This window comes from Petrotoga sp. 9PWA.NaAc.5.4, from assembly GCF_002895485.1.
Lineage (GTDB): Bacteria > Thermotogota > Thermotogae > Petrotogales > Petrotogaceae > AZRK01.
In genome coordinates, this window is the sequence record NZ_AZRK01000001.1 from 179,455 (window position 1) to 203,981 (window position 24,527).

A 24,527-nucleotide genomic window follows, 5' to 3' on the forward strand; every position below is an offset into this window, starting at 1 on the left:
CTTTCAAATATAACTATCAAATTTTGATTAAGTCTACGAAGAAAATCCCTAGTTTAATTGTCTCTAAAGATATGGAAAAATAAGATGAATTTGCCACTCTGATAAATCATTTATTTTTATTTTATGAAAAGATGGTAAATATGTTTGCAGTGTATCTCTTAAAGGTTCAGACCAATACGCCGGAATATTTTCTTTTCCATAAATAATCCCCAAAATTGTTCCAATTTCACCTGCATTACAATCTACATCGTATCCAAAAGATGATACTATCTTCATAGTTTTATTAAAATCTCCATTACCATACCATAACGAAGTAATTACCGCTGCAGTATTTGGATATAAATGCACCCAGTTATATTTTTCAAAATCTTTTTCCACTAACTTTAATACATATACCCAATCTTCATTTTCTCGACAATATTTTACTACATTTTCTACATTTTTTTTGAATTCACTGTTATTTGGTATGAAATCTAAAGATTTTTGAACAATCTTTTTGGGATCATTTTCAATAAATGCCAAAGAAGTCATAACTGCACTATTTATACCCCCATAAACACCATTCCCACTATGAGAAACTTGTGAATCAATAAAAGCTAATCTGGAAGCTTCATAAGGATTTCCTGGACACAATAATCCGTGAACCATACAGCGCATTTGAGACCCTATCCACTCTTGAAAAGGATTGTTGAAATATCCTGATTCAGGAGGAAATATTCCTCTTTTTATATTTTCAAGAGCTACCAATTCAGCACTCCAACCAAAAGGTATGTACGCTATCCAGTTTTTGGCAATATCATTTGAAGTAATTCCTTGTTTTTTTTCCTCATATGTTTTTAAAAAAATTAGTTCATAAGTTATATCATCGTTTATAGTAGAAACTTCCCCTATGTAGTTACCTAATTGATCTCCGTAAGCTTCTTCTAAAGCATCGTGCGTGTAACCTTCAAGCTTTGTACCCATAGAAGCACCTGCAAGTTGTCCCAACCATCCCCCATAAATTTTATCTTTTATAATATCAAAATTTTCACACAAATTATATTTTTCCTTGGAGAATTTTTCGGAAACTTCTTCCCAGGTTAGAGGTCTTTCAAAATTTTTATAATCATGGCTTTCAATCTGCTTAGCTTTAGATAACAAAAAGAAAATTTCACTTGTTATTGCCTTTAATTGCAATAGATTCTTTGCTTTTAGATATTCAAATCCTTTTTCTAAAAGTTTTTCTGCCGATGAAACGTCTCTCCCCATATTTTCAACAGACTGGACAGCTCCTACTATGAGAGATTCTGGAGCATAAGAACCAGGTACTCTACTATCCCAATAAGATAATAATAAATCTTCTGGAAATATATTCATTTCTTCCATATGTTGCCAATCTTGAGATTTAGAAATTAATGGTTTCGCCTTCTTTCTTCTTTCTAACTCATTTTGCCAAGCTTTCAACTTATTCACCTCCTAAAGAAACCCAAACAGATCCCTTTTTAGAACTTTCTACGCATTTTTCTATGAACTTCATTCCCCTTACTCCTGCATTAACACTTTGAAAATGACAGTTATTGTTATTGATATCTTCTCCATTTTTTTTGCTTATTAAATCTGTTATAAATAACGAATATGTATTTTTGAAACCTATATTCGTATCTTCTACGAATTGAGCATCCTTTTCTATTATTTTAGTACTATCTTCAAATAAAACAATAAGTTTATTAGGTTCTTTAAAATTCCATTTTAAAGTGCCTTTAGAACCATATATAGAAAAACCAAAATTATTGTTTTCACCAATCGCAATTTGAGACATACAGTATATACCAGTAGCCCCACCTTTATAGTTTATTAAAACACTGACATTATCTTCCAACTGCCTTGACTTTACGAAAGTGTCTAATCTGGCACATAATGAATCTATTTCTTTTCCTGTTACATACGAAACCATATTTTCAACATGGCTTCCAATATCTGCAGTAGTATTGGCTAACCCTGATTTATTAGGATCAAGCCTCCATTGGGCTTGACTATTTTCATATTCTATGGGCTTTGCCAACCAACCTTGAAAGTATTGAACATTAATAAACCTTATTTCTCCTATCTCTTCGTTTTCTACGACTTGTTTAGCTATCGATATAATTGGATAACCCACATATGAGTAAGTCACACATAACAATAAATTATTTTCGTCAGCTAATTTTTTAAGTTCTTGTGCTTCTTTTAAAGTAGTTGTTAATGGCTTATCGCAAACAACATTTATGCCTTTTTCTAAAAAGACTTTTGCAATTTCATAATGTGTGTTATTAGTAGTTGTAATAACAACAAAATCTATTTTTTTCTTTCTGGTACTCTCTGCTTCCACCATTTCTATATAATCCTTGTATAAGCGATCTTTCTTTATACCCCACCTTTTACCAGTTTTTAACGTTTTATCAAAATTTCTAGAAAAACAACCAGCTACTATTTTTGCTCTTCCATCTAACAATATTGCATTTCTATGAGTTTCTCCAATCATAGACCCAATAGCTCCTCCAACCATTCCATATGTCAGCTCTTTTGCCATAATTATTCTCCTTTTTAATATATACTTCTAAACCTTATTTTATTGTGTACCATTATACCATGATTAAACATATTTTTTTAATAAAATTAATTTTTAAATTGTGAAAAATTTAATTTTTTTATAACTTATGTCACTCATTTTTAACATATTAGAGTTATAATTAAATTAAGATAAAAAAAGTAGAGTTATTCTAATATTAAATTTTATCTAAGTTAAATCTTAAAATTTTAGAATTGGTAACTTTTCAAAAAATAAACATGTGAATTTAAAATGAAACTGGGGTAGAGTTCTTCTTACTTTTGCATAATGTGCCGAAAAGCTAAAGAAATTAAGAATCAAAAGTGGGAAGATATTTTTGAAAAAATTCAAAACTAAAATATTTACAAAACTTAAGTTTTAGAATTTCCAAAATAAGTAAATACTATTATAGGTACTTTAGAAATGAGAGTTTTCAGAAAATAATCTTTTGAATTTAAACGGGTCCAGGGCGGAGCTCTCCCCCCTTCCTTCGGTACAAGTACCAAAAAAGTTAAAAGAATTAAGAATTAGCGAAGATTAGAGCTATGGAGGTATTTTTGAAAAAAATTTAAAACTAAAAGATTGGTAAAACTTAGGTTTTGGAATTTCTAAAGTAGGTAAATACTATTATATGAGGAGGGAATAGACATGGCGGGTAGATTAGAAGGAAAAGTTGCAATAGTTACTGGTGCCGCAAGAGGAATGGGAAAAGCGGAGGCTGAGCTATTTGCAAAAGAAGGAGCAAAGGTAGTAGTTGCAGATATTTTAGAAGAAGAAGCAAAACAAGTTGCCGAAAATATTAAAAAAAATGGGAAAGAGGCAATAGCTGTAAAACTTGATGTATCGAAAGCAGAAGAATGGAAAAAACTTGTTGATATGGTAGTTGAAAAATGGGGAAAAGTAGATGTTCTTGTAAACAACGCAGGAATATTAAGTATGGCTGGTGTAGAACAACTGACAGAAGAAGAATGGGATAAAGTTATGAATATAAATGCAAAAAGTCAATTTTTAGGCATCAAATATGTGCTACCGGCAATGAAAAAAGCAGGGAAAGGCTCAATCATAAATATTTCTTCAATATATGGAATAATTGGTTCTGGTGCAGCAGCAGCTTATCATGCTTCAAAAGGAGCTTCAAGACTTCTAACTAAAACTGTAGCAGCTGAGCTCGCTAAATATAATATAAGAGTTAATTCCATTCATCCCGGTGTTATAAGAACTCCTATGACAGATGATCTTTTGAAAGACCCAAATAATGCTAAAGGTTTGCTAGGAACCACTGTTTTGGGTAGGCCAGCAGAGGCTATAGAAGTTGCAAATGGCGCTTTGTTCTTAGCTTCAGATGAATCTTCATTTATGACTGGTTCTGAATTAGTTATCGATGGTGGATACACTGCATTATAAAATTTTTTCATATTAAAACATCCGCTTAATGCGGATGTTTTTTATTTGTTTTTTTTACCTTTCTTTGTAGTATAATTTACATAGAATACTGGTTGATTAAATTTGTTTCTAAAAAATAACGTTTATATTATATGTTCTTAATATCAGAATTATAATCATAAATATGTTTTCGTATATAATGGAGATATTTTGAGCAGAGTCTTCCCTTTGACTACAAAATACTCACTTTAAAAATTCCAAAATCCTTATTATATGTATATTTTAGCGTTGATTCTTTTACAAAATACCTCTCCGCTTGTAGTCCTTAGTAATTCCTAATTTCTTTACCTTCTTCGCTACTTGTATCCAAGGAAGGAAGAGAGGGTTGTGACATGAACCCATTTTGAATTCAAATGCTTATTTTTTGAAAATTATCATTTCTAAAGTACCTAAATACAAAATACCGAATACGTTAAAGAAATTTATAGTTAGTAAGTATTAGAATTGCGTAGGTGTATTTGAAAAAATCCAAACTAAAACATTTATAAATATTGATTTTGTAATTTCTAAAGTGAGTAAAAATTATTATAAAGGGAGGTAATACTATGAAGAGAAAAGTGATTTTGGTAATCCTAATTGCTATCACTATGATTGTATTTTCTCAAGAAACCATTAGAGGTTTTTTCCCTCAAGCTTGGCCTGGGAAACAGGTTGATTTACTTATTGAAAACGAAGGGATGTTTTTTGCTGCAACAATAACTTATCCAGAAGATATTGAACAATCATGTCCTGCTGTATTATTACTTCCAGGTTTTTTGGGAGAAAGAGATGAACTTCCCGTGACAGGAACTCATGTTCCTGCTGAAGGTAACAGGCTTCAAGGAATGTTTGAATATCTCGCATTAGAATTGGCTAAATCTGGTTATATAAGTTTGAGAATTGATTATAGATATTCAGGAAGAAGTGAAGGTTACTGGCAAGATATTACTTTTTCAAGTGAATTGTCAGATGCACTAGCTGCACTTAATTATTTGGAAAGTAATCCCGCAGTTGACAAAAACAAAATCGCTGTGTGTGGTTTATCCCTGGGTGGTGCATTAGCTAGTTGTCTTAGCTCTAATCAATTAATAAAAGTAATAGTTTTATGGTCTGCTGCTCCTGAATTAAATATTCTCGAAATTATGGTTCCTCCTGAAAAACAAACAGAATTAAACGAAACCGGAATTGTTACTTTTACTCTTCCGTGGGGTGAAACAACAACAATGAAAAAAGCCTTCTTTGATTCCTTAAAAGATGCAAATCCTTTAGAAGAAATTAGTAAATTTAAAGGTCCTTTACTTTCTATATGTGGTTCAAATGATGCTTTAGTCTCCCCTCAACCCCAACAAGCTCTAAAATTTTTAGAAATTCATGAAGGAGAAGAAAAACTCGTAATGTTAAATGCAGATCATACTTTCGACAATTTTGTCGGGCCTAATAAAATCTCTCAAGCAATAAAGGAAACTATCGATTGGCTAGATATGTATTTGAAATAAACAAAAAATGAAATTTTTGTAATGTAATTTTTTTATATCTTGTTATATATGCTTTTAACATTAGCGTTATTAAACTAAATGGGGGGAAGCTATTATGAAAAAGTCCAAAGAAACTCAAAGAAGTGTCAAGTCATTTTTGATTTCAGTGATAGTTATACTAACTGTTATTATTTTTGCCGCACAAGCAACTTATAGTTTTTTAAAGTTTCGAGAAAATATTATTCAAGAAATAGGTAATAAGATAAGTTATCAAGCTGGTGAAGAAGCGGAAAAACTCTATGCAAGCATACTGACCGTTGGAAAATTTGCGGAGCTACAAGCTTATAACGTTTCTGCTATAGGATATGAAAATTATGAACAGCTTCTTAATGTTGCCAAAAAATTTGTAGAAGATACAGATTTAGCAATTGGAAGTGGAATATGGTTAGAACCCTATGTATTTAATAAAGATACAAAATATTTTGGCCCATATATGTACAAAGAAAATGGAAAAGTTGAGCTAACTTGGATTTATAGTAATGCTGATTATGACTATTTTATATATGATTGGTATAAAATAGGTATTAACGCAAAAGGCAATATTGCTTGGACAGAACCTTATTTAGATGAAGTGACAAATTCTGTTATGATAACTTCTTCAAGCCCAATCCGCGTTAACAACAGGGTGATAGGCGTAACTACCGCTGATATAGGTTTGGACAACCTAAGAAACTATGTAAGAAATATAAAGGTTGGAGAAAGTGGTTTTGCATTTATTGTTACTAGTGAAGGTTATTATTTAGCTAGTAAGGATCCTTCAATAGACCTAAAACAAAAAATTATAAACGATCCCGAAGAAAGCGTCAAAACAGTAGGACAAGTAATCATCAAAAGTAATGAAAAAGGTGTTCAACGCGTTAAATTTGAAGGTGAAAACTCGTTTTTAGCCTACTCCCCAATAGGGGATACAGGGATGAAATTAGTTACTGTGCTTCCTGAAAAAGAAGCGTTTGCTTCTTTAAATAAAACTTTAACAACCAGTTTTATCATTGTTGCAGCGTGTATAATCATTTTTATCTTATTACTTACATATATTTTAGAAAGACGTTTAATTAAACCTTTAAAATCTCTTACAAACGAAGCCCAAAGAGTAGCACAAGGAGATCTTTCTATAAAGAACGATGTAACTATAAAAAAATTAGATACCCACGATGAATTAGACCTCTTGAAAAATGCTTTTAATACTATGATAAGTAATCTAAGAGAATTAACAATTAAAATAAAAGAAACTGCCAACTCATTAGTTGAGACATCGAGTCAAATAGCTACATCTACTAAGCAATCTGCCGGTGCTGTAGAACAAACAGCCATTACAATTAATGATATATCAAATGCTGTTACTCACCAAGCACAACTTTCCCAGAACGGTAGTCAATTTGTAAATAAGGCAATTGATCAACTTGAAGAAGTCTTGGATAATTTAAAACTTTTAGAAAATTCAACAACTAACGTATTTAATTCAGTTAAAGATGGTATGGAAAAGATATCTTATCAAAGAATAAAAATGGATGAAAGTAGAGAAAGAACTAAAAATTTAGAAGAGAGTGTCTCTGAAATGAGTGACAAATCCAAACAGATTGTTAAAATTGTTGATACAATAGTAGGAATTTCTGACCAAACAAATTTATTGGCATTAAATGCGGCTATAGAAGCCGCAAGAGCTGGAGAGCAAGGTAAGGGTTTTGCAGTTGTAGCTGATGAAGTTAGAAAATTGGCTGAAGCCTCAAATAAAGCAACACAGGAGATAAAAGAGCTCATTGTCCAAATCCAAAATGTAATAAATAAAGCAAGTAACGAAATGGAGTCAGCAATGGAAACTGTTAAGGAACAAGAATCAGCCGCAGAAGCTACTTTCAATTCATTTGATCAAATAAAACAAGTTACACAAGATACATTATCAAAAACTGAAAAATTATCTGAAGCAGTAATAAATTTAAGTAATGAAACTAAAAATTTGAAAACAGAGATAGAAAAAATTGCCGAAATAGCAGAAGATAATGCGGCAGCAATTGAGGAAGTTGCTGCTTCTGCAGAACAGCAATCAGCTTCAAGCGAAGAAATTACTGCTATCGCCGAAGAATTAAATAAATTAGCTAATAACCTCCAAAACCAAGTCAGAACGTTTAAATTTTAAAAAAAGTACTTTATTAAATATTATCAAACTGAGATTTATAATTTTTGGAAATTTAATATAGCCGTTAACCAACGGCTATATTTTTGGTATTAAACTGTATAGATTATTAAAATTTACTATGATATATTTATGTGGTTATTATAAACCATGATCCTTTAAATTTTAAAACCGAATATAATTAAAGTACCCAATAAATTCAAGAAATTCATGGTTAGTGAGTATAAAAATTTAATATGGACTTTAGAAATAGAGCTTTTTTAAAAATAAGCGTTTGGATTTGAGACAGATTCATGACGAAGCTTTTTCTTCAATTTGATCAGAGTAACGATCAAGTTAAAAAAATAGATAATTAGTAAGTATTAGAACTGTCGAATTATTTTTTTAGAATTTCTAAAATGAGTATTAAAATCACATTAGGAGGTTATATATGAAAATTTTAGTAATAAACTCGGGAAGTTCTTCTATAAAATATCAACTTCTTGATATGGAAAAAGAAACTGTTTTAGCGAAAGGTTTAGTTGAAAGAATAGGTATTGAAGGTTCTCGAATTATACACAGAGTAAACGATGAAAAATATACCTTGGAAATAGCTATAAAAGATCATGACCAAGGTTTAAGCGAAGTTCTAAAGCTTTTAACTTCGGAAAAGTTTAACGTTATTTCTTCTCTAAAAGAAATCGACGTGGTAGGCCATCGAGTCGTACATGGAGGAGAGAGATTTTCTTCTTCTGTGATCATAAACAAGGAAGTTTTAGATAGTATCGAAATGATCTCATTTTTGGCTCCACTACACAATCCTGCTAATGTTTCCGGTATTAAAGCAGCTATAGAACTGTTGCCAAACGTTCCACAAGTTGCTGTTTTTGATACAGCTTTTCATCAAACTATGCCAAAAACATCTTACCTATATGCTATCCCTTACGAATACTATGAAAGATTCAAGATCAGAAGATATGGCTTTCACGGAACAAGCCACAAATATGTTTCTACCAGAACCGCCCAAATACTTGAAAAAGATATAGAATCTTTAAAGATAATAACAGCTCATATAGGAAATGGTGCTTCCATAGCTGCAGTAAAATATGGTAAATCTGTTGATACTTCCATGGGTTTTACACCTTTAGAAGGATTAGTTATGGGGACAAGAAGTGGCGATTTAGATCCTGCTATCGTTTCATTTTTAGCTCAAGAAGAAGGAATAACAGCTAAAGAGGTTATTGATATATTAAACAAAAAAAGTGGAGTATATGGCTTAACAAAAGGATTTTCAAGTGATATGAGAGATATTGAAGATAATGCGTTAGCTGGAGACAAAGTATGTCGATTAGCACTTGATATTTATGAATATAGAATTGCAAAATATATAGGAGCTTATGCTGCTGCTATGAATGGTGTTGATGTCATAACTTTTACCGCAGGTGTTGGAGAAAATTCTCCTATAACACGTGAAGAAATCTGCGAAAATTATCTGACATATTTAGGTATAAAAATAGATAAAGAAAAGAATAATTTTAAAGGATTAGAAAGAATCATTAGCACACCAGATTCAAAAGTTACTGTTGTAGTTGTCCCTACAAACGAAGAATTAATGATTGCAAGAGAAGCTAAAGAGCTAATTAGCTTAAAATAAAAGGGGCATTGCCCCTTTTATTCTACTTTATTCTAGTTGATATTTTTTAATTCATAAGGTGTTTCTTGGTAAACACAATAATTTAACCAATTGCTAAATAGCAAATAAGCATGACTTCTCCATTTTACCAACGGCTCTTTCGATGGATCGTTATTTGGAAAATAATTTTTCGGAAGTGGAATGTTCATTCCTTTATTCATATCTCTTTGATATTCTTTTTTTAAGATTATCGGATCGTATTCAGGATGACCAGTTACAAAAACTTGTCTACCATCTTTTTTTGCTATTAAATATACACCAGCTTCGGAAGATTCAGATAAAATCTCAAGATTTTCAATAGATTCGACATCTTCTCTTTTGATTTCAGTATGACGTGAATGAGGTGCCCAAAAGACATCATCAAACCCTCTTACCAATTTAGAATTTTTGTCATTCACAGTATGCTCAAAAACACCAAATACCTTCTGATCTACATGATATTTATCAATACCATAGTGATAATATAATCCTGCTTGTGCTCCCCAACACAAATGTAATGTTGAAAAAATGTTATGATTACTCCATTCCATCACATCTTTCAACTCTTCCCAATAATCAACGTCTTCAAATTCTATAGTTTCTACAGGAGCACCTGTTATTATTAGTCCGTCGAACTTATTTTCTTTTATTTGAGGAAATGTTTTATAAAAGGTTTTCAAATACTCTTCAGATGTATTTTTATGATTATGCGATAGCATTCTTAACAAAACTATATTGACTTGTAAAGGAGAATTTCCAAGCAATCGTAATAACTGTGTCTCGGTTACAATTTTTGTTGGCATCAAGTTCAAAATCACAATTTCTAAAGGTCTTATATCTTGATGAATCGCTCTCTCTTCGTTCATTACAAAAATATTTTCTTCTCGTAATATTTCGCCAGCCGGTAAATTTTCAGGAATATTAATAGGCATTTGTAAGACTCCTTTACTCTTTTGTAGCTTTTTCTAAAGCTTGATCTAAATCACTAATAAGATCTCTAACATCTTCTAATCCAACAGATAACCTAATCATATCAGGCAACACCCCTGAAGCTAATTGTTCTTCTTCATTCAATTGTTGATGTGTCGTACTTGCAGGATGTATTGCAAGAGACCTTGCATCTCCAACATTTGCGACGTGTGAAAAAATTTCTAAACTTTCTATAAACTTTCTACCTGCTTTCAATCCACCTTTTACACCAAAAGTAAGGATCCCTCCAAAACCATTTTTAAGATATTTGATAGCATTATTATAAGTTTTATGCTCTGATAACCCTGGGTAATTAACCCAGTTTACACGTGAATCATTTTTTAAAAATTTTGCTATTTCCATTGCATTGTCGCAATGTTTCTGCATCCTTAAGCTTAAAGTTTCTAATCCTAATAGTATCAAAAAAGAATTAAAAGGACTCAGAGAACTTCCCAAGTCCCGCAAAAACTGAGAACGTGCTTTTGTAATATAAGCGGCATTCCCAAACTTTTCATAAAAGTTTACGCCATGGTAAGCAGGCTCGGGTTCGGTTAGTTCGTAAAACTTACCATTGTTCCAATCAAATTTTCCACCATCCACAATGATACCTCCTATAGAATTTCCGTGACCGTTAATATACTTTGTTAACGAGTGAATAACTATATCTGCTCCATATTCAAAAGGCTTACATAAATATGGAGTTGCAAATGTATTATCTACTATAAGAGGGATGCCATTTTCATGAGCTATTTTAGAAATATTTTCAAAATCCGGAACAGAAAGTTCAGGATTGCCTATGGTTTCCAGATAGACGGCTTTCGTTTTAGAACTGATTTTTGTTCTTAATTCTTCAACATTTTCTATGTTGAAAAAATTTGTCTTGATTCCTAACCTACTAAAAGTATTTTTAAATAATGTGAATGTTCCACCATATAAAGAACTGCTAGTTAATATTTCATCCCCTTCTTTGGTAATGGTTAAAATTGCTATACTTTCAGCTGCTTGCCCGGAAGCTGTCGCTAATGCTCCAACACCACCTTCTAAAACAGAAATCCTTTTTTCTAAAATATCTGTGGTTGGATTCATCATTCTGGTGTAGATGTTACCGGATTCTTCTAAAGAAAAAAGCTTCACGGCTTGATCCGTACTTTCAAAAGTAAAGGACGATGTTTGATAAATTGGAACTATGTTAGAACCTGTACTTGAATCATATTTATACCCATAATGAATCATCAAAGTGTCAAAATGATACTTTTTCTCATCCATAGGTTACCCTCCTTATGAAAATTGCTTTTACTTACTTTAGAAATTTTATTTTCATTCAAAGTGTAAAAAAATCTCTTCCATTTGATTTGGAAGAGATTTAAATTCTTTATTTTCTCCTCCTTATCTCTCAGAATTTTCGCTGCAGGATTTAGCACCATTGTACAATTACAAAATTATAATCATACAGGTTGCTGGGCTTCACAGGGCCAGTCCCTCCACCACTCTTGATAAGGAAACATATTTATTTATTTATTTTCCCTATACTAACATATTTTTTTGATATTGTCAAGTCATATTTTAACTTCCGTAAAAAAGAACTCAAAAAATAGCGAATGAAAAGTTTAAAGCTTATTCTAAAAAATTTTAGGTAAAAATGATATAATTTAACGGCACAGAATATAACGTCTTGAAAGGAGTAATCTATGTCTTGGTTGATTCCTATAATTATTTTTATTGATCAAATAACTAAAAAACTATCGGAAACATTTTTAATTAACAACATAATAAAAATAGGGATGTTTGAATTAAGGTATGTAGAAAATAGTGGTGTAGCTTTTGGTTTTTTTCAAGGTTTTCCCTTAGTACATGGAATAATATCAACAATTATAGTAATTTTTCTTTACTTTTTCAGAGAAAAATATATGAAATCAGTTGAAAATTTTTTATTTTCTTTCGATTTAGGAATCTGCTTTATAATCGGAGGAGCCCTTGGAAACATTTTTGACAGGATAAGACTTGGATATGTGGTGGATATGATTTACTGGCCAAAATTTTCTATCTTTAATGTAGCAGATATATTTATCACCTTTGGAAGTATAATTCTTCTTTATCATTTTCTACGGAGGATAAATTATGGAAAAAATTCTGCTCAAAGTGAATAAAGAAGATGAACAAAAAAGACTCGATGTATATATAGTAGAAAAATGCCCGTTTGAAATTTCTCGAAATTTAGTAAGACAAGCTATAACAAATGGAGAAATAATTGTAAATGGATCTATAAAAAAGCCTCATTATAATATCAAATGTGGTGATGAAGTCAAGATTCTCTTAGAAAATTTAGAAGAAAAAACACAAGATACAGAAATTTTACCGGAAAATATTCCATTAAATATATTATACGAAGATGATGAGTTAATAGTCATAAATAAACCAGCTGGTCTTTTAGTTCATCCGACAAACAAAATAAAAACAGGAACCTTAGTTAATGCTCTAATGTACCATATTAAAGATTTTGAAAAGCATGGTGGAGATATTACGCGTTTAGGCATTGTTCACAGACTCGACAAAGACACTTCTGGCGTTTTAGTAATTTCAAAAACTTCTTATTCTCATAATATTCTATCAAGACAATTTAAAGATAGAGTAACTAAAAAAAATTATATTGCTTTAGTTGAAGGTAGGTTAAAAGAAAAAGAAAGTGAAATAAATTTGCCTTTGGGAAGGCATCCAACTTTACGAACCAAAAGAGCGGTTGTGTATAATGGAAGAGAGGCAATTACTCAATACAAGGTTCTGAAGGAATTTAACGATATGGCAAGCTTGGTTTGGATAAGACTAAAAACTGGGAGAACCCATCAAATAAGAGTGCATTTCAAATATTTGGGAAATCCCGTCTTGGGAGATACTTTATATGGCAAAAATAAATTTGAAAAATTTTATGGAATATCCCCTGAAAGACAAATGTTGCATGCCATTAAACTTGGTTTTTATCATCCAAAAACAGAAAAGTGGTTGGAGTTTTTGGCTCCTCTTCCAAACGATTTTAAAGAACTTCTTATAAAATTATCACATCAAAGTTAAATTATTGAAAAGGTAATGGAGGAGCAATGTTGAAAATTTTAGGACCCATTGTTACATCTAAAACTATTGGTGAATCTTACTTACAATTAAGGGATTTGTTCCCATTTGCTAAAAAGTATGGATTCAATTGCTTGGTATTGTGCGAACCGCATCCTAAGTCTTGGATAAGATTTATTTACTTATCACAAAAATACAAAATAAAACCTATAATCTTGTACGAGGTTTCGAACGAAAAATTTCTTTTACAAAACAATAAAGATATACAAAAAGCTATAAGACATTACAATAAATTGACAGATAATTTGAATTTTAAAAAAGTTGATTTAAACTTACCATATATAAAATATCCTGTAGAAGGTCTCAGGAAGATTTGTAAAGACACAGAATCAGTTTCTATCAAAGAATCTTATAAATACCAAAAAGATCTTAATTTTTTTTCTCAAATAAACACATTTTACAACTTAAATGAATATAAAATAAAAGAGTATCAAGTTAAAAACCAGAGCCTTCATAATCTTTTTAACCAGAAAAATTTATCCTTAGAAGAAAAAAGCAGACTTAATTTTGAGCTAAAAACAATAGAAAAGTTAAACGTGCAAAATTACATCTTGACAGTTAAAAAATTGGTGGACACTGCAAAAAAATATGGTATATCTATAGGTCCAGGAAGAGGATCTGCAGTGGGATCATTTTTAGTTTATTTGTTAGAAATAACTAAAGTCAATCCTTTAAAATACGATTTACTATTTGAAAGATTTTTGAATGAATATAGACATGAACTACCTGATATAGACATTGACGTAGACGCTGAAAAAAGGAATGAACTTATCAAGAACTTAGAAAAAGAAATAGGTAAGAATCGACTTGGATTCATAAGAACATACGCCACTATGAAAATAAAATCCGCTTTTAAAAATGCAGAAAAACTTCTTGGTTATAAAGCGGAATTAGAAATTACATCGCCCATACGAAAAAAGGAAAATGTTGAAAAAGCTAAAACTTTTTTAGAAAAGGATAAAATATTTTATACAACCGCTTATTATCTGGAAGGATTAGAAATAGCTGAATCCACTCATGCTGCGGGACTTATAATTTCCGACGATAATTTGCCGGAGTTTTTACCTATCGATAGAAAAGAATTTCTCATCGTAGAGTGGGAAATGGAGGATTTAAAAGTTTTAGGAATTGAAAAGTTTGATGTTTTGGCTTTAGACACTTTATCTTTTTTAAAAAAACTAAATGCTAAAGAAGTTTATGATAATTTGAATGATTCAAAAAACTACGCTTTACTCTCTAAAGGATTAACAAAAGGCATTTTCCAATTGGATTCACAATTGGGAAAAACTTTAGCAAAAAAAATTAAACCGAAAAGTTTTGAGGAATTAGTTTTACTTTTATCTATAAATAGGCCAGGACCTCTTGAATCTGGCATGATAGATCAGTATTTGGAAAACGCTTCTCCTGAGTATTTAAAAAAAATTTTTCCAGAAACAAAAGGAGTACTCGTCTATCAAGAACAAATAATGAAACTTTCACAAATTTTAGGAGAATTTGCCCCAGAAGAATCAGACCTTCTAAGAAAAGCTATATCAAAAAAAGAAAAAAATAAAATATCTACTTTTAAAGATAAATTTATACAAAAGGCATCAAAAAAGATAGGTAAATCTGAAGCCGAACAATTATTTTTGTACATGGAAAATTTTGCTCAATATGCTTTTAACAAATCTCATGCAGTCGCTTATGCTCATATTACTTATTGGTTAATGCAAGAAAAATTTAACAATACTTCTAAATTTTTTTTGGAATATCTTAAACAAAAGGGATTGGATATCGATATAATAAATGAAGCTAAGATTTTGGGAGTTGAAATAAATTTACCAGACTTAAGATATCCAGACGGAGTTAATGAAGAATATATGTTGACTCTTCCAATGTATTGCATTAAAGGCATTGGAAAAAATATAACCCAAATTTTTAAAAACGAATCTTTTAATAATTTAGAAGAATTCTTCAATTTTTCTATCTTAAAAAATATAAATAGAAGCTTAGTTGAATTAATTGTAAAATCCGGAGCTTTAGATTATTTAGATAAAAATAGAAAAAAAGTTTTGAGAAATTCCACAGACTTATTGAAAGGAAAAAGCCAGCAATTAGAAGAAATTAAAAATATACTTTTTGGTGAAAAACAAAAAACATCAAACAAGCCAATTGAAACTTCTTTAGAAGATTATGCATCTTATGAAATTGAAACAATCGGATTACCTTTAACTCTTATGAAACAAGAAGGGTTATCAAATACGCTAATAAAAAAATATCTAAATAATGAAAAAATTTTTTTTAGTGGTTATACTTATCGGAATTTTTTAGTGGATAAATCAGCAATAATGTTATCTAAAATTTACAATAGAAATTTAAAAAAGCTAAGAAAAAACATTTAATAATTATTAAAAATTATTTTAAGGGGTGCAAGTTGAAAATAAATATTTTGTCAATCGCAGAAAAATATCCTGGCCAAGGAGTCTACTCGGTTTCACAAGATCACAAATATTTATTAAAAAAATATGCAGATTACGAGGTTTATGAAAACAAATTATTTGGTGATTTTGATATACTTCACATTCATACTGTAAATCCAAAAAGTTTTTTTTCTCTACTATTTCATAGAAAAAAATCTTACAACGTAATAAGTGCTCATATTGTTCCTAATTCTTTAAAAGGTAGCTTAAAACTAAATAAAATTTTAATGTTTCTTTTTAAAATATATTTAAAATATTTTTATATATTGACAGATACTGTTTTGGCAGTCAGCGAAGAAACAAAAAAAGAATTAATTGACGATTTAAAAATAAAAGAAGAAAAAATTTTAGTTTTTAATAATTTTGTTAGAAGAGATCTATTTTATACAGACCCTGAAAATAAAGCAAAAAAGAAAAACCTCTTAAGGAAAAAATATAATTATAATCCAGAGGATTTTATAATTTTAAGTGTTGGCCAAATACAGCCAAGGAAGGGTGTTTTTGATTTTTATGAATTAGCTAAAAAAGAAAAAAATATGAAATTCATCTGGGTCGGAGGAACGCCTTTTAAAGACTTCACAGAAGATTATAAAGAAATGAAAGAACTAATTAAAAATATCCCAAAAAATCTAAAATTTGTAGGGAATGTTGATAGAGAAAAAATTATAGACTATTATTTATTATCAGATGTTTTTTTCTTACCTTCCATACATGAAACCTTTGGTTTAGTCGTTCTTGAAGCAGCTGGAAGCGGATTACCTATAGTTTTAAGGGATTTAGACGTTTACAAAACTATATTCGCACCTTATTATTTAGCCGGAAACAATATTGAAGATTTTTTATCAATATTTAAAAAATTAAAAAACGATAAAAACCTATATAAAGAATATGAACTTAATTCATACAATTTATTTGAAAAATATTCAGAAGAAAATGTTTTCAAAAAATTAAAAGTAATATATGAAACAGGAGTTTCCAAAAAAGGAGGCAAAAATGTCTAAAGAAACTACCAACAATAATTCTCACTCGTTAAACAAGAAAAAAATAATCATCAATATAATATTAGCATTAATAATAGGTTTAACGATAAACATCTTGATATCATTTTTTGCCAATTTTGAAGAAACTTTAAATGTTTTAAAAACTACAAAGTTTTCTTTCATATTGAAAGTCTTTTTAGCTTTCTCAATAGCTTATTTAATTGATATATTAAGACTATACATTGTTACTTTTAGCTTTCAAAAAAGAATAAAATTTAAAGATGCTATGTTTAATACTTTTTCATATTATTTTGTTTCAAACATTACTCCCATGGCAAGTGGTGGTCAACCTTACCAGATTTATCATTTAAATAAAATAGGAATAGAATCAACTTTGGCAACTAATATTGTACTTTCGCATTTTGTAGAAAATTTAATTTTCTCTGCTTCAATAATTTTAATATTTATGCATCGAGTAGTTAATATTTTGAATAAAGCCGGGGCACGAAAACACTTACTAATAATTGGTATTATTCTTTCGCTTTCTTTTTCTTTTATAGTAATTTTATTGTTTATAAGGCCGAAATTCGTTTACAATATATTTAAGTTTATAGTCAAAATCGTTCCTATGAAAAATAAAACTAAATTTGAAAAAAGAATAGCCAATTTGGAAAATTGGCTTGAAGAATTAAAAGAAAGCATAAATTCACTATGGATAAAAAAATCAATTATTGTTATAATAGATTTTATACTCGGAGGTTTTATAGTACTTTTTCATGCGCTTGGTTTATATTTAACTTTAGTTGGGATAACTGGAATAAATCTACAATTTTTAGACGTTTTTACCCTCTTTGTGATTATGAACTTTGTTATTTATTATATTCCTACTCCCGGGTCTTCAGGAGGCGTTGAAGTTTTGTATGGAATAGTTTTATCTGGATTTATACCCGGAAAATTTGTTTCTTCCACCATACTCATATGGCGATTTGCAACTTATTACTTACAAATAGCTTTTCAAGGATTAATCATGTATTTAAGTAAAAGCAATCACAAAAAAACTATTGAATCTTAATATAAATTTCTTAAATCCACTAATTTTATATCTTCCAAAGATTTAAGTTTTATAGTCTTATTTGCTAAACTATGCATAGCACTTATTTTTCTTATTGTCGCACTTCTTTTTCTCATAGTTAATGTATCTGTATATGCATAACCTTTTACATATTTAACGCCCTTTAACAAATCTCCATCGGTAATACCTGTTGCAGAAAATATTACATCTTCTCCGTTTATTAAGTCATTCGTATAAAAAATTTCCTCTGGATCCCATCCTTTCTCTCGTATAGAATCAGATTCAATTCTATCTCTTGGCCAAAGTTTCATTTGAATTTCTCCATCTAAAGTACTTAATGCTGCAGCCGCCAAAATTCCTTCTAAAGAACCACCTATTCCAACATATATATCTACACCACTATCAGGAATAGCTGTTGCTATAGCAGCTGTGATATCGCCATCACTGATCAGTTTCATTCTTGCTCCACTTTCTTTAATTTCTTCTATGATTTCTTCATGCCTCTGCCTATTTAAAAGTACAAAAGTTATACTGCTTGCAGAAATTTTTAATGTTTTACATGCAATCTCTATGTTTTCTTTTATAGATTTTCTGATATCCAATTTACCTTTCAACTCTTTCCCCACCGCCAATTTGTAAGAATAAAATGTAGGTAAAATTTTAATTCCTCCTTTAACTGTAGCTGCTACTACACTTATAGAATTTGGAAGGCCGAAAGCCGCCAATTTTATGCCATCAATTGGATCAACAATCAAATCCATTTCGGTCGAATCATCATTCCATGTACCAACTTTTTCACCTACGTATAACATCTTAGAATCACTTTCTTCATATTTACTCATTGCTATGTTACCCTTAAAATCAATATAGTCGAACATCCCTCTCATTGCATCAACAGAGATATCTTTTATTTTTTTCATATCTCCGGAACCTAAGTATAAACTGCTAACAAGTGCAGATGCTTCTGTAACTCTTACAAGGTCCATTGTTAATTCAGGATAAATTTTTTTATCCACAAAAATCCCTCCTTACATTAAATTTTTACCCACTTTAAAAATTCTAAACTTCACATTTTATAAATATTTCAGCGTTTAACTTCTTACAAAATACCTTCCTACTTCTAATCCTTACTAATTCTTAATTTCTTTACCTTTTCCGGTAATTGTAGCCAAGGAAGGAGGAGAGGGCTCCGCCCTGGACCCATTTTAAATTCAAAAGCTTATTTTTTGAAAATTATCATTTCTAAAGTACCTATTAAATTTCACTGCCTTTAGAAATTACGAAATCCTTATTATATGTATGTTTTAGATTAGATTTTTTTAAAAAATACCTCCCACTTCTAATCCTTACTAATTCTTAATTTCTTTACCTTTTTCGCTACGTGTAGCCAAGGAAGGAGGAGAGGGCTCTGCCCTGAACCCATTTTAAATCCAAAAGCTTATTTTTTGAAAATTACCATTTCTAAAGTACCTATTAAATTTCACTGCCTTTAGAAATTACGAAATCCTTATTATATGTATGTTTTAGATTAGATTTTTTTAAAAAATACCTCCCACTTTTAATCCTTACTAATTCTTAATTTCTTTACCTTTTTCGGTACTTGTAGCCAAGGAAGAAGGAGAGGGCTCCGCCCTGGACCCGTTTTAAATTCAAAAGCTTATTTTTTGAAAATTATCATTTCTAAAGTACCTATTAAATTTCACTGCCTTTAAAAATTACGAAATCCTTATTATATGTATGTTTTAGATTAGATTTTTTTAAAAAATACCTCCTACTTCTAATCCTTACCAATTCTTAATTTCTTTTACCTTTTTCGATACTTGTAGCTAAGAAGAGAGAGGAGGGTTGTACCCTGGATCCATTTAAAATTCAAATCCGACTTAGGGACGATTTCTATACAAATATCTAAAATTATTATAATATATTTAACTTTTTATTAAAAAGATAAGATACTTAGATAATCAACGTTTAAAGCTAATATTTGCCAATAAAACGTTTTAATTGGTTTTAATTAGCTTTATTTTTTTAGAATGCAAAATAAAAATTTATTATTTTAGGGCAATTTATGGTAAAATTTTAAAGGAGGTGAGATAATAATGGATTTTAAAGAAATCGAACAAAAATTAACCACCAAGAAAAGAAATGTATGGAATAAGCGAAAGAAGGAAGATATTGAAAATTACGCATTAAAATATAAAAGCTTTATCAATTCTTCTAAAACTGAGAGGAAAGCAGTAAAATATGCGACAGAGCTTTTAGAAAATAATGGATTCAAGCCTCTTTTCTTTTATGAAAGCAAAGGTAAAATAGAGGTAGGAGACAAGATTTATTTTATCAATAAAGAAAAATCCGTGTTCGCTATTAAATACAACAACCCGTTAATAAACGGTGTTAACATCGTTGGTGCACATATAGATTCACCAAGATTTGATTTAAAACCAGAGCCGATTGTAGAAGATGAACAAATTGCTATGGCTAAAACACATTATTACGGTGGAATTAAGAAGTATCAATGGTTTAATATACCTCTGGAACTCCATGGAATTGTATTAAAAAGTGATGGCAGTAAATTAGAGGTATCGATAGGTTCAGACGAAAATGACCCAATATTTGTAATATCTGATTTGTTACCACATTTACACAGAGATTTAGCTGGTAAAAAAGTTGAAGAAGCATTTGAATCAGAAAAGATGAATTTATTACTTGGAACAATAGCTATTACTTATGATGAAACTCAAACTATCAAAAACCCTGTTAAATTAAACATTTTAAACCTGTTGAACGAAAAATATGGAATAATTGAAGAGGATTTTGTTAGCGCAGAATTAGAAGTTGTACCAGCACTTGCTGCCAGGGATGTTGGTATAGACAGAAGTTTATTAGCTTCATATGGACAAGATGACAGAGTATGCGCTTATACAGCATTAACTGGACTTATAGATTCACAAACTTCACAAAAAAGTCCGGCTGTTTTGTTAGTGGATAAAGAAGAAATAGGCAGTGATGGAAATACCGGAGCAAAAAATCATTTTTGGATAAACGTAATTAATAAGATTATGTTCTTAGCAAATGAACACGAAAAAGGTAAGGACATTAATGATGTTCTTGCAAATTCCACACTCTTATCCGCCGATGTTTCAGCTGCAGTAGATCCAAATTATAAAGAAGCTCACGACCTTTCAAATGCTCCTCGATTAGGATATGGAATAACGTTGATGAAATACACAGGATCTGGAGGAAAAGCAAGGACAAACGACGCCAATGCTGAATTAGTAGGTAAAATAAGAAACCTCTTTAATCAGGAAAACATTAGTTGGCAAACAGGTGAATTGGGAAAAGTAGACAGAGGTGGAGGAGGCACAATTGCGTTGTTTTTTGCAGAGAAGGGCTTGGATGTTTTGGATGCAGGAGTCCCGCTTTTAGGTATGCACTCACCATATGAGGTTGCATCTAAGGCGGATATCTTTGAAACTTATTTGGCATATAAAACTTTCTTTGAAAAATTTGGAAAATGAAAATCTATGTTGGAAATCCTTTAAATGCTTTGGAATTCGTCGATTTAGATATAATGCTTTCAACCTCAGGCTGGTCATTATACAGCCAGACTGAGGTTGTTGGTTTATTAAATAGAGACTATATTGAATGTTATATAAACAGTAATAAAACTTATTTAAATAAAGATAATAGATTTATGAGCGAAAAAGATATTTTGATATCTTTTGGTTTTACTAAAGATGTTTTGAATTTTGAATTTTATTTTTTGAGTCTTATTTACAAAGTTGATCTTATAGTTTTTTCTATGGAATTTTCAAATAATATAATAGATAAAATTTATTCACATATACATTCAAACGTAAGAAAAGTTAATATTCCTTCTTTGATAATCAACAATAATAATGGCGTAACAAAAATATCTTACATTATTCCAAATTATAAAAATGAATTTGTTATTAAAAATGCAATATATGTGTTTTTAGATTATGAAAAGAAAGGAAATTACATGTTCACTTTTGGAAAGTATTTATCAGATCTAAAAGAAACTTTGCATTCTTTTGATGTTAAAGTTATGAGGTAAAAAAATGAAAAGCAACCAATTTTTTTTAAAATTACATTATATAAAATTAAAAAGTACTATTTTTCAATCATTAAAAAAAATAAACGACACGAGAATTAACGATAAAGATACTATTGGAATTTATGCTATAAATAATCTAAGTCCCATAAAACTTATAAAATCCTTCGCCGAAGGTATAAACGAAGGATTCTATGTTTTTCTATATTCTACTAACAACAAAATTCATCGCAAAAAATTAACTTTAATAAACGAGTTGACAAATATTTACGGAGTATTTTTAATAATTTTTGAAAAAAACAACATTATCAAATTATTTAATAATAACTGTAACTATATAAACTTGGAAAAAAGTTTAAAAAACCGAGTTTTTTCAATAAATTCTAACAAGATCTCTTTTCTTCTTCCTGAAGAATTAGCCAATCCTGCAGTTTTAATGACTTTGAAAATGCAAGAAATAGATATTATCTTTGTCAATAGTTATTCTAATTTTTTCAATCAAGATGTTTCAAACATCTTACTTTCTTACGTCATAACAGATAAAAACATATATACTCCCGCAATCTTTGACGAAAAAATTGTTGTTAAAGCAGATAAAAATAAAATTATTCTCAATATGGGTCATTTAAAAACTATAAAAAATAATTACTTAGAAACAAATTATAACGACCTTAATCAAATAAAATCTAAGATAAATCTTATTTAGAACAAATTATCTATTTTTTGAGACATTCATTCGGAGCAAATTCTTTTCTATCCTTGTTTGTAATTTTATCTTTTTAAAGTTATCTTCACTTGCTTTGAGCTCTTCTTGAGCTCTTTCTATAGCTCTTTTAGCAGCTTCAATATCTATGTCTTCAGCTTTTTCGGCAGCAGTAGTAACAACGATCATTTCTACACCGTTCATCTCTACTATACCCCCATGAACCGCAAAAACTTCGTTCCGATTGCCTATTTTTATAGTTAATGGAGCAATTCTCAACATTCCTACAAAAGGAAGCCTATTGGTTAAACTACCCATATATCCTTCTTTTGTAGCGAGTTCTACATATTCAACTTCATCTTCGAACCTTGTTCCTTCCGGGGTAACTATTTTAAGTTTAAATATTAGAATCACCAACCTTTAAATTTTAAAAAATTCTACTTACAACTTTTTAGCTTTTTCTACTGCTTCTTCTATAGTACCAACCATATAAAAAGCATTTTCTGGTAAATCATCGTATTTTCCTTCAAGAATTTCTTTAAAACCTTTTATTGTATCTTCAACGTTTACATATTTACCAGAATAATTAGTGAACCGCTCAGCAACAAAAAAAGGTTGAGTTAAAAACCTTTGAATCCTTCGAGCCCTATTAACAACTTTTCTATCTTCTTCAGAAAGCTCTTCTATACCCAGTATAGCTATAATATCTTGAAGATCCTCATATCTTTGTAATACCTCTTTAACTTGTCTTGCAACCAAATAATGTTCCTCTCCCACAATATTTGGATCTAACATTTTCGAAGTTGAATCCAAAGGATCAACTGCGGGATAAAGCCCTAACTCAGATTGCTTTCTTGAAAGGTTAATATTTGCATCTAAGTGAGCAAAAGTTGTAGCTGGCGCAGGATCAGTGAAATCATCTGCAGGAACATATATAGCCTGAACAGAAGTTATAGATCCATCTTTAGTCGAAGTAATTCTTTCTTGTAATTGCCCCATTTCCGTAGCCAAGGTAGGCTGATAACCCACTGCAGAAGGCATTCTTCCAAGCAATGCGGAAACTTCCGAACCAGCTTGTACAAATCTAAAAATATTATCAATAAACAACAGAACATCTTTTTTTTGTATATCTCTAAAATATTCAGAAATAGTAAGGGCAGTTAAAGGAACTCTAAACCTTGCTCCCGGTGGTTCATTCATTTGTCCAAACACTAACACTGTACTATCTATAACTCCTGTCTCTTTCATCTCAAGCCAAAGGTCGTTACCTTCTCTTGTCCTTTCTCCAACACCTGCAAACACTGAGATACCTTGATGTTCCTTAGCTATATTCCTTATCAATTCCATAACCAAAACTGTTTTTCCAACTCCAGCTCCACCAAAAAATCCTATTTTACCTCCCCGTGGAAAAGGGGCTAAAAGATCTATACATTTTATGCCGGTTTCTAAAATCTCTATTCGTGTATCCTGATCTTTTAAAGGAGGAGGAGCTTTATGTATGGGCCAATAATCTTCACCTTTCACTTCTCCCTTTTCATCTATAGGATTACCTAATAAATTAAACATCCTTCCCAATGTATCTTGGCCTACTGGAACTTTTATTGGACTACCCATATTTATAACCTCTTGTCCACGTTTTAATCCATCAGTAGAATCCATAGCAACACATCTTGCTGTATCATCACCTATTAATTGTTCAACTTCTAAAACAATTTCTTCGTTAGTATAAATATTTCTCGCTTTTAAAGCATCGAAAATGTTAGGTAATTCCCCAGCAGAAAACCTTACATCCACTACAGGGCCAATTATGCTAACTATCGTTCCTGTTTTTTCTTGCATTAAAT

General features: G+C 30.4%; 19 protein-coding genes and 1 riboswitch. Of the genes, 12 read left to right on the forward strand and 7 right to left on the reverse strand.

The window, feature by feature from the left end:
• Positions 1–63 precede the first annotated feature (63 nt).
• Both X924_RS00830 and X924_RS00835 read right to left on the reverse strand, forming a co-directional pair.
• Complete coding sequence (locus X924_RS00830; RefSeq protein WP_121957049.1) at positions 64–1,443, reverse strand: ADP-ribosylglycohydrolase family protein; 1,380 nt, start codon at positions 1,441–1,443, stop codon at positions 64–66.
• 1 nt (position 1,444) lies between these two features.
• On the reverse strand, positions 1,445–2,548 hold the full coding sequence (locus X924_RS00835; RefSeq protein ID WP_121957050.1) for a Gfo/Idh/MocA family protein: 1,104 nt from the start codon (positions 2,546–2,548) through the stop codon (positions 1,445–1,447).
• A 666-nt stretch (positions 2,549–3,214) separates the two neighbouring features.
• Between X924_RS00835 and X924_RS00840 the strand changes: the two genes are divergently transcribed.
• From X924_RS00840 to ackA, 4 genes are all read left to right on the forward strand, one after another.
• Positions 3,215–3,970 (forward strand): SDR family NAD(P)-dependent oxidoreductase, encoded by a 756-nt coding sequence (locus X924_RS00840; RefSeq protein ID WP_121957051.1) that lies wholly within the window; start codon positions 3,215–3,217, stop codon positions 3,968–3,970.
• A gap of 584 nt (positions 3,971–4,554) precedes the next feature.
• Positions 4,555–5,484, forward strand: coding sequence for a S9 family peptidase (locus tag X924_RS00845; protein WP_121957052.1), 930 nt, complete (start codon positions 4,555–4,557; stop codon positions 5,482–5,484).
• Positions 5,485–5,578: 94 nt separating this feature from the next.
• Positions 5,579–7,657, forward strand: a complete 2,079-nt coding sequence (locus X924_RS00850; protein WP_121957053.1) for a methyl-accepting chemotaxis protein — start codon at positions 5,579–5,581, stop codon at positions 7,655–7,657.
• Positions 7,658–8,084: 427 nt separating this feature from the next.
• Complete coding sequence (gene ackA / locus X924_RS00855; protein ID WP_121957054.1) at positions 8,085–9,287, forward strand: acetate kinase; 1,203 nt, start codon at positions 8,085–8,087, stop codon at positions 9,285–9,287.
• Positions 9,288–9,319: 32 nt separating this feature from the next.
• Here ackA and metA read toward each other — a convergent pair whose 3' ends face one another.
• Both metA and X924_RS00865 read right to left on the reverse strand, forming a co-directional pair.
• Complete coding sequence (gene metA / locus X924_RS00860) at positions 9,320–10,237, reverse strand: homoserine O-succinyltransferase (protein WP_121957055.1); 918 nt, start codon at positions 10,235–10,237, stop codon at positions 9,320–9,322.
• Positions 10,238–10,250: 13 nt separating this feature from the next.
• Positions 10,251–11,540, reverse strand: coding sequence for an O-acetylhomoserine aminocarboxypropyltransferase/cysteine synthase family protein (locus X924_RS00865; protein ID WP_121957056.1), 1,290 nt, complete (start codon positions 11,538–11,540; stop codon positions 10,251–10,253).
• Between the two features lie 117 nt (positions 11,541–11,657).
• A riboswitch (SAM riboswitch) is annotated at positions 11,658–11,774 on the reverse strand.
• Positions 11,775–11,962: 188 nt separating this feature from the next.
• Here X924_RS00865 and X924_RS00870 point away from each other — a divergent pair.
• Genes X924_RS00870 through X924_RS00890 form a run of 5 tightly spaced genes read left to right on the forward strand, consistent with a single transcriptional unit; the run spans position 11,963 to position 17,908 of the window.
• Positions 11,963–12,421 carry a signal peptidase II gene (locus X924_RS00870; protein WP_121957057.1) on the forward strand — a complete coding sequence of 153 codons (459 nt, stop codon included), beginning with the start codon at positions 11,963–11,965 and terminating at the stop codon, positions 12,419–12,421.
• Positions 12,393–13,340 carry an RluA family pseudouridine synthase gene (locus X924_RS00875; RefSeq protein ID WP_121957058.1) on the forward strand — a complete coding sequence of 316 codons (948 nt, stop codon included), beginning with the start codon at positions 12,393–12,395 and terminating at the stop codon, positions 13,338–13,340. Before X924_RS00870 ends, X924_RS00875 begins: the two co-directional genes overlap by 29 nt.
• 26 nt (positions 13,341–13,366) lie before the next feature.
• Entirely contained in the window at positions 13,367–15,778 is a 2,412-nt protein-coding gene (locus tag X924_RS00880; protein ID WP_121957059.1) for a DNA polymerase III subunit alpha, read from the forward strand.
• A 32-nt stretch (positions 15,779–15,810) separates the two neighbouring features.
• The gene (locus X924_RS00885) at positions 15,811–16,857 is read left to right on the forward strand and encodes a glycosyltransferase family 4 protein (protein ID WP_121957060.1); all 1,047 of its coding nucleotides are present in this window, start codon (positions 15,811–15,813) and stop codon (positions 16,855–16,857) included.
• Complete coding sequence (locus X924_RS00890; RefSeq protein WP_158245269.1) at positions 16,850–17,908, forward strand: lysylphosphatidylglycerol synthase transmembrane domain-containing protein; 1,059 nt, start codon at positions 16,850–16,852, stop codon at positions 17,906–17,908. Before X924_RS00885 ends, X924_RS00890 begins: the two co-directional genes overlap by 8 nt.
• On the opposite strand, the gene glpX is transcribed toward X924_RS00890, so the two are convergent.
• Complete coding sequence (glpX, locus tag X924_RS00895; protein WP_199172597.1) at positions 17,905–18,924, reverse strand: class II fructose-bisphosphatase; 1,020 nt, start codon at positions 18,922–18,924, stop codon at positions 17,905–17,907. The genes X924_RS00890 and glpX overlap by 4 nt on opposite strands.
• A gap of 1,080 nt (positions 18,925–20,004) precedes the next feature.
• Here glpX and X924_RS00900 point away from each other — a divergent pair.
• The 3 genes from X924_RS00900 to X924_RS00910 are packed head-to-tail and all read left to right on the forward strand — an operon-like array spanning position 20,005 to position 22,686.
• A complete protein-coding gene (locus tag X924_RS00900; RefSeq protein WP_121957062.1) occupies positions 20,005–21,423 on the forward strand; it encodes an aminopeptidase in 1,419 nt (472 codons plus the stop codon).
• Positions 21,420–21,983 carry a hypothetical protein gene (locus tag X924_RS00905; RefSeq protein ID WP_121957063.1) on the forward strand — a complete coding sequence of 188 codons (564 nt, stop codon included), beginning with the start codon at positions 21,420–21,422 and terminating at the stop codon, positions 21,981–21,983. Before X924_RS00900 ends, X924_RS00905 begins: the two co-directional genes overlap by 4 nt.
• Positions 21,984–21,987: 4 nt before the next feature.
• On the forward strand, positions 21,988–22,686 hold the full coding sequence (locus X924_RS00910) for a hypothetical protein (protein WP_121957064.1): 699 nt from the start codon (positions 21,988–21,990) through the stop codon (positions 22,684–22,686).
• A 6-nt stretch (positions 22,687–22,692) separates the two neighbouring features.
• Here the strand turns inward: X924_RS00910 and atpC are convergent, their stop codons facing one another.
• Positions 22,693–23,097 carry an ATP synthase F1 subunit epsilon gene (atpC, locus tag X924_RS00915; protein WP_233186544.1) on the reverse strand — a complete coding sequence of 135 codons (405 nt, stop codon included), beginning with the start codon at positions 23,095–23,097 and terminating at the stop codon, positions 22,693–22,695.
• 27 nt (positions 23,098–23,124) lie between these two features.
• Positions 23,125–24,522 (reverse strand): F0F1 ATP synthase subunit beta, encoded by a 1,398-nt coding sequence (gene atpD / locus X924_RS00920; protein WP_121957065.1) that lies wholly within the window; start codon positions 24,520–24,522, stop codon positions 23,125–23,127.
• Positions 24,523–24,527 lie beyond the last annotated feature (5 nt).

Excerpts from the sequence above, each read along its gene's own strand:
- X924_RS00870 (WP_121957057.1), top strand. The coding sequence starts at position 11,963 with ATGTCTTGGTTGATTCCTATAATTATTTTTATTGATCAAATAACTAAA.
- X924_RS00880 (WP_121957059.1), top strand. The coding sequence starts at position 13,367 with ATGTTGAAAATTTTAGGACCCATTGTTACATCTAAAACTATTGGTGAA.
- ackA (WP_121957054.1), top strand. The coding sequence starts at position 8,085 with ATGAAAATTTTAGTAATAAACTCGGGAAGTTCTTCTATAAAATATCAA.
- X924_RS00900 (WP_121957062.1), top strand. The coding sequence starts at position 20,005 with ATGGATTTTAAAGAAATCGAACAAAAATTAACCACCAAGAAAAGAAAT.
- X924_RS00905 (WP_121957063.1), top strand. The coding sequence starts at position 21,420 with ATGAAAATCTATGTTGGAAATCCTTTAAATGCTTTGGAATTCGTCGAT.
- atpD (WP_121957065.1), bottom strand. The coding sequence starts at position 24,522 with ATGCAAGAAAAAACAGGAACGATAGTTAGCATAATTGGCCCTGTAGTG.
- X924_RS00875 (WP_121957058.1), top strand. The coding sequence starts at position 12,393 with ATGGAAAAAATTCTGCTCAAAGTGAATAAAGAAGATGAACAAAAAAGA.
- X924_RS00890 (WP_158245269.1), top strand. The coding sequence starts at position 16,850 with ATGTCTAAAGAAACTACCAACAATAATTCTCACTCGTTAAACAAGAAA.
- X924_RS00840 (WP_121957051.1), top strand. The coding sequence starts at position 3,215 with ATGGCGGGTAGATTAGAAGGAAAAGTTGCAATAGTTACTGGTGCCGCA.
- metA (WP_121957055.1), bottom strand. The coding sequence starts at position 10,237 with ATGCCTATTAATATTCCTGAAAATTTACCGGCTGGCGAAATATTACGA.
- X924_RS00835 (WP_121957050.1), bottom strand. The coding sequence starts at position 2,548 with ATGGCAAAAGAGCTGACATATGGAATGGTTGGAGGAGCTATTGGGTCT.
- X924_RS00845 (WP_121957052.1), top strand. The coding sequence starts at position 4,555 with ATGAAGAGAAAAGTGATTTTGGTAATCCTAATTGCTATCACTATGATT.
- X924_RS00850 (WP_121957053.1), top strand. The coding sequence starts at position 5,579 with ATGAAAAAGTCCAAAGAAACTCAAAGAAGTGTCAAGTCATTTTTGATT.
- X924_RS00910 (WP_121957064.1), top strand. The coding sequence starts at position 21,988 with ATGAAAAGCAACCAATTTTTTTTAAAATTACATTATATAAAATTAAAA.
- X924_RS00865 (WP_121957056.1), bottom strand. The coding sequence starts at position 11,540 with ATGGATGAGAAAAAGTATCATTTTGACACTTTGATGATTCATTATGGG.